Annotated in this window: 3 protein-coding genes; 1 reads left to right on the top strand and 2 read right to left on the bottom strand. The window is 67.7% G+C overall.

Translation table 11 applies throughout. The features are described 5' to 3' along the window. Positions 1-116 precede the first annotated feature (116 nt). Together ACHFFZ_RS00155 and ACHFFZ_RS00150 are read right to left on the bottom strand one after the other, a co-directional pair. The gene (locus ACHFFZ_RS00155) at positions 117-1,526 is read right to left on the bottom strand and encodes a phosphotransferase (RefSeq protein WP_394274642.1); all 1,410 of its coding nucleotides are present in this window, start codon (positions 1,524-1,526) and stop codon (positions 117-119) included. Between the two features lie 10 nt (positions 1,527-1,536). Further along, positions 1,537-3,609 carry an alpha-1,4-glucan--maltose-1-phosphate maltosyltransferase gene (locus ACHFFZ_RS00150; protein WP_394274641.1) on the bottom strand — a complete coding sequence of 691 codons (2,073 nt, stop codon included), beginning with the start codon at positions 3,607-3,609 and terminating at the stop codon, positions 1,537-1,539. Positions 3,610-3,691: 82 nt separating this feature from the next. Here ACHFFZ_RS00150 and ACHFFZ_RS00145 point away from each other — a divergent pair, with 82 nt between their 5' ends. Next, positions 3,692-6,250: a glycogen/starch/alpha-glucan phosphorylase gene (locus ACHFFZ_RS00145; protein ID WP_394274640.1), complete on the top strand. Its 2,559-nt coding sequence runs from the start codon at positions 3,692-3,694 to the stop codon at positions 6,248-6,250. The last annotated feature ends 52 nt before the right edge of the window (positions 6,251-6,302 follow it).

Raw genomic sequence — 6,302 nt, 5'->3', positions numbered from 1 at the left:
GGTGGGAATGGTGACCACCTTGGCGCCCAGTCGCTTCCAGAGCTCGGTGTCACCACCGCTGTGGAAGCCCTCCATGTCCCAGCCGGTCAGTCCACCTGCGAGGTCGTATCCCATGGTCACTTCTCCTGCTCTGCAGCCGGTGCTGCGGTTTCGGTGCTGGGGGCAAGGGCCTCCAGCGCGGACAGCGGAATGGCGACCCAGTCGGGCCGGTTCCGCGTTTCGTAGACGACCTCGTAGACAGCCTTGTCGGCCTCGTAGGCCGACAGCAGCTGCTCGTCGACAGCCCCCGCCCGGCGCTGGTAGCCGTCGAGGAAGGCGGTGCGCACACCGTCCAGCCACTGCTGGGCGGCCTCGGCGCGGGGATCGGGGAAGGCGCTGGTGGCATAGCTGAAGCTGCGCAGCATGCCTGCGACGTCGCGCAGCGGGCTGTCGGGCAGCAGCCGCTCCGCGAAACTCTTCATCGGCTCGCCCTCGAAGTCGATGATCTTCCAGCCCTGCGGGGTGCGCAGTGTCTGCCCCAGGTGGAAGTCACCGTGCACGCGCTGTGCGCGCACCTGACGGCCCCCGAGGCCGGCGAAGAGCGTCGAGAGCGCCCCGCGGTGGGCCTCCAGGCTGGGGGCCTGGGCGGCGGCCTCGTCCAGGCGGCGCTCCATGGTTGCGGCCAGCTCGTCGCCGGGCACCGTGTTGGGGCCGAAGGTGTCGGCCAGGGCGACGTGCACCTCGGCCAGCGCCTCACCCAGTGCGCGGGCGTCGCCGACGAAGTCGCGGCCGCCAGCCGCCTCGGCGGTGGCCCGCTCCCAGCCGTCCTCGGCATCGCGCAGCAGTTCGCTGACCATCATCAGGTCGACGCGCTGCGGCTCGGGCGCCTCGGCACCGTCCACCCAGCCCTCGTCGCTGAAGGGGGTCAGGAAACCCGAGACCCAGCCATACAAGCGCGCCGCAGAGCCGACGTGCGCACGGCCCAGGGCGTCGTGCATCTGGATGTCGAGGTTCGGACCCACCTCCAGCTTGCGGAAGATCTTGAGCAGCGCCACGTCGCCGAGCAACACATTGGTGTTGGACTGCTCGCCACCGAAGATGCGAGGCTCCAGGTCGCCGCGCAGACGCGCCCCGTCGACCAGGATTTCCTGCCAGGCCTGGGGCTCCTGCGAACCGGCGAGGATGGCGCGCAGCACGCCCCGCATCGCCTCCGGATCGCGCGGTGCGTCGTGCGCGTAGCCCAGGGTCTCGTCGACGGCCGGGCCGATGAGGCACTCGTCCAGTGCTTCGGGACGGTAACTGACCAGGAGCTGGTAGTACTCGACGCTGTCGTCGGGGTAGGCGATCGTGACGTACTCGGCCCGCACCGGCACCTCGTCGCCACCGGGGGCGACGAGCCACTCCGGCTGCTCGAGTCCTGCCAACTGCCCGTCGCGGCCCTTGCCGCCGAACCAGCGGGCCTCGGTGACGAAGGCACCCAGTGCCTCGATGGCGTCCTGCTGCACGGGCTCGTGGTTCTGCTCGGTCATCTGTTCCTGTTCACTCATGCGTCGTGGCTCACAGCTGCGTCACGCGGAAGATGTGGGCGGGATTGCCCGGGTGCAGGGCGACGAAGCCGCGCGCACCCCAGGTCCAGGTGCCGCCACCCAGCTCGTCGTGCACCTCGACCATGGCGTGCTGGTCCAGCCCCAGGGCGCTCATGTCGAGGTAGACCTCGCTCTCCTGCGCATTCCACGGGTCCAGCGAGCAGACGACCAGGATGCGGTCATTGCCCTCGGTCTTGGAGTAGACGATGACCTGCTCGTTGGTGGCGTGGTGGAAGTCGATCTTGCGCAGCTGCTGCAGGGCAGGGTGCTCGCGACGGATCTCGTTGAGCCGGCCGATCAGCACCGACAGGTTGGGCTGGCGGTCGAAGTCGCGCGGGCGGTACTCGTACTTCTCGCTGTTCAGGTACTCCTCGCCACCGGGCTTGAAGACCTCGTGCTCGCACAGCTCGAAGCCGGAGTAGACGCCCCAGCTGGGCGACATGGTGGCCGCCAGGATCGCGCGGATCGAGAAGGCCGTCGGATTGCCCGACTGCAGGAAGGCCGGGTTGATGTCGGGCGTGTTGACGAAGAAGTTGGGACGGTAGACGTGCGCCGTCTCGCGGGAGAGCTCGGTGAGGTAGGCCTCCAGCTCCCACTTGGCATTGCGCCAGGTGAAGTAGCTGTAGCCCTGGTGGTAGCCCACCTTGCCCAATGCTTGCATCATCTGCGGCCGGGTGAAGGCCTCGGCCAGGAAGATCACCTGGGGGTGGCTGCGGTGCACCTCGCTGATGATCCAGGCCCAGAAGTCCACCGGCTTGGTGTGCGGGTTGTCGACGCGGAAGACCGTCACGCCGCGGGCGATCCAGAACTCCAGCAGGCGCAGGCACTCCCGGTAGATGCCCTCGGGATCGTTGTCGAAGTTGATCGGGTAGATGTCCTGGTACTTCTTGGGCGGGTTCTCGGCATAGGCGATGGTGCCGTCCAGGCGCGTGGTGAACCACTCCGGGTGCTCGGTGACCCACGGGTGGTCAGGCGAGGCCTGCAGGGCGAAGTCCAGGGCGATCTCGAGCCCCAGCGACTTGGCCTTGGCGACGAAGCGGTCGAAGTCCTCCAGCGTGCCCAGGTCGGGGTGTACGGCGTCGTGCCCACCGTCGGGGCTGCCGATGGCCCAGGGCGAGCCCGGATCCTGCTCACTGGGAGTCAGCGAGTTGTTCTTGCCCTTGCGGAAGGTCTTGCCGATCGGATGGATCGGGGGAAGGTAGACGATGTCGAAGCCCATCTGCGCGGCGGCCTCGAGGCGCTCGTGGGAGCTCTCGAAGGTGCCCGAGTGCCACCTCTGGCCCTGCTCGTCCCACCAGGCGCCCTGGCTGCGGGGGACGAATTCGTACCAGCTGGAGAACAGTGCGCGACGACGGTCCACCTGCAGCGGGTAGTCGGCGGTGGGGGAGACCAGCTCGCGGGGGCCGTGGGTGGCCATGGCGCGGTGCAGGGAGGGCTGCGCCAGCGACTCCAGCAGGTCGGCAGGCTCGCGCTGGGGGATCATCACGGCAGCGGAGGCGCGCAGCACGCTGGCCTGCACCTCGTCGCCAGCCGCCGCGGCATTCTCGGCAGCACGGCCGATCACGTCGCGCAGCTCCATGCAGACCAGCTCCAGGTCCATCCCGGCCTGCAGCTTGGCTGAGGAGTTGTGCTCCACCGTGCCCCAGACATCCGACCAGCCCTCGACGCGCAGGGTCCAGTCGCCCTCGGCGTCGGCCTGCACCCAGCCCTGCCAGATGTCGAGGCCCTTCGGCTCCTGCTGGAACATCGGGAAGCTGCGGGTGCTGCCGTCGGGTGCGGTGAGCACGGCAGTGGCGTTGACGGCGTCGTGGCCTTCGCGGAAGACATTCGCGCTCACGGGGAACCACTCGTCGACGACCGCCTTGGCTGGCAGGGCCCCGTGCTCGACCACCGGGCTGACATTGGCCACGGGGATGCGGCCGAAGCCGGGGACGGGCTCGATGGAGGGGGCGGCGGAAGGCGCCGACGTGGTGCTCTTGGCAGTCTGGGCAGCGGACAACTTCTCAGTCTTGGGAGTCACGCCGCTCAGCCTAGCGGCGCCCACCGGGGGTGGCGAGGGCGTCCGGACCCGTTTCGCAGTGCGCGGACTCCCTCGACCGGGCCGCTCGGTCCGTTAGGCTCGAGGCGTGTCCACAACTGATTTCCACTCCGCATCGCCCGTACATGACGACGAGTCGCCGCGCACCGGCCGCAACCGCGGTCCGCAGTTCGAACCGGCTCATCCGCTGGCCAAGGCGCCGGTGTCCACTCCGCCCCCTACTGTCGACGGTTTCGTCAAGGAATTCCTGCACGAGCTGAACTCCAACCAGGGCGTCTCCCTCGAGAACTCCTCTGTCAATGACCAGTACATGGCGCTCGCGCAGACCGTCCGCAACTACCTGATGGCCCGCTGGCTCGAGACCGAGCGCCTGCAGCGCCAGGAGCCGCACAAGAAGGTCGCCTACCTGTCGGCCGAGTACCTGCTGGGACGCCAGCTGGGCAACAACCTGCTGTCCAGCGGGCTGATCGACATCGCCGAGGAGGCCCTGCGCCAGTGCGGCATCGACTTCGCCGTGATGCGCGCGCAGGAGGTCGAGCCCGGCCTCGGCAACGGTGGCCTCGGCCGCCTGGCCGCCTGCTTCATCGACTCGCTGGCCACCATGAACGTCCCCTGCGTCGGCTACGGCATCCGTTACGAGTACGGCATCTTCCGCCAGACCTTCGTCGACGGCAAGCAGGTGGAGCAGCCCGACAACTGGCTGGCGCTGGGCTGCCCGTGGGAGTTCCCGCACCCCGAGCACGCCGTGCAGGTGAACTTCGGTGGCCGCACCGAGACCACCACCGATGCGGACGGCAGCGAGAAGACCGAGTGGATCCCGGACTGGAATGTCCTGGGAGTGCCCTACAACTACATGGTGCCGGGCTACCTCAACGGGCGCGTCAACACGCTGCGCCTGTGGAGCGCCCAGGCCACCAAGGCCTTCGACCTGCAGATCTTCAACTCCGGTGACTACGCCGATGCCGTGCGCGCGCAGACCTTCGCGGAGAACATCTCCAAGGTGCTCTACCCCGAGGACTCGACGCCGCAGGGCAAGGAGTTGCGCCTGCAGCAGCAGTACTTCTTCGTCGCCGCCTCGCTGCACGACTACATCCACAACACCCTCGAGCCCGACTTCGACCTGCACAAGCTCGACGAGCGCATCATCTTCCAGCTCAACGACACCCACCCGGTGATCGCCGTTCCCGAGCTGATGCGCATCCTGATCGACGAGAAGGGCTTCGACTTCGACGAGGCCTGGGAGGTCACCCAGCGCTGCTTCGCCTACACCTGCCACACCCTGCTGCCCGAGGCGCTGGAGGTCTGGCCGGTGGAGCTGCTGGGACGCCTGCTGCCGCGCCACCTGGAGCTGATCTACCAGATCAACGACGCCTTCCTCGAGGCGGTGCGCGCCAAGTTCGGCAACGACGAGATGCGCGTTCGTCGCATGTCGATCATCGCCGAGCACCCCACGCGCAGCGTCCGGATGGCCTACCTGGCCACCGTCGCCGGCTCCAAGGTGAACGGCGTGGCCGCCCTGCACAGCCAGCTGCTGCGCGACAAGGTACTGCCCGACTTCAACGAGTTCTGGCCCGAGAAATTCACCAATGTGACCAATGGAGTCACCCCGCGCCGCTTCGTGCGCCTGGCCAACCGCTCGCTGTCCAGCCTGATCTCCGACTCGATCGGCTCCGGCTGGGTCACCGACCTGGAGCGCCTGCGCGAGCTGGAGCCCTATGCCGAGGATCCCGAGTTCCGTGCCGCCTTCCGCCAGGTCAAGCGCACCAACAAGGTGAAGCTGGCCCGCCTGTTGGAGCAGCGCGACGGCATCGTCATCGACGAGAACCACATGCTCGACGTGATGGTCAAGCGCCTGCACGAGTACAAGCGACAGTCGCTCAAGATGCTGCACGTGGTGACCCTCTACAACGAGATCATCAGCGGACGTCTCGACCCCGCCACGCTCCAGGGACGCACCGTCCTGTTCGGCGCCAAGGCGGCTCCCGGCTACAAGATGGCCAAGGACACCATCCACCTGATCAACAAGGTGGCCGAGGTCATCAACTCCGACGAGCGCGTGCAGGGCAAGCTGAAGGTGGCCTTCCCGGCCAACTACAACGTCACCCTGGCTGAGAAGCTGATCCCGGCTGCCGAGCTCTCCGAGCAGATCTCGCAGGCCGGCATGGAGGCCTCGGGTACCGGCAACATGAAGTTCGCCCTCAACGGTGCGCTGACCATCGGCACCGATGACGGCGCGAACGTAGAGATCCGCGAGAAGGTCGGCGACGACAACTTCTTCCTCTTCGGCATGACCGAGCCGGAGGTCTCCGCACTGGGCGAGAAGGGCTACAACCCGGCCGAGTACTACGAGAAGGACGAGCGCCTCAAGGGTGCCCTCGACCTGATCGCCTCGGGTGCCTTCAGCGACGGCGACCGCCAGGTCTTCGAGCCGATCGTCTCCAACCTGCTCTACCAGGACCGCTTCATGGCCCTGGCCGACTACGCCTCCTACCTCGAGGCGCAGGAGCGCGTGGAGAAGTACTACGCCGACGAGGACGCCTGGACCCGTTCGGCCGTGCTGAACGTCGCCCGCTCGGGCTACTTCAGCTCCGACCGCTCGATGAAGGACTACATCCGCGAGATCTGGCACACCCAGCCCGTGATGTGATCCGCCCCGTGGGCCGCCTGGCGGCCCACGGGCCACGGCAGACGGCGCACTT

Origin of the sequence: Luteococcus sp. (assembly GCF_043424415.1) — a bacterium.
Classification (GTDB): domain Bacteria; phylum Actinomycetota; class Actinomycetes; order Propionibacteriales; family Propionibacteriaceae; genus Luteococcus.
This window is presented reverse-complemented; position numbering and strand designations above follow the sequence as displayed.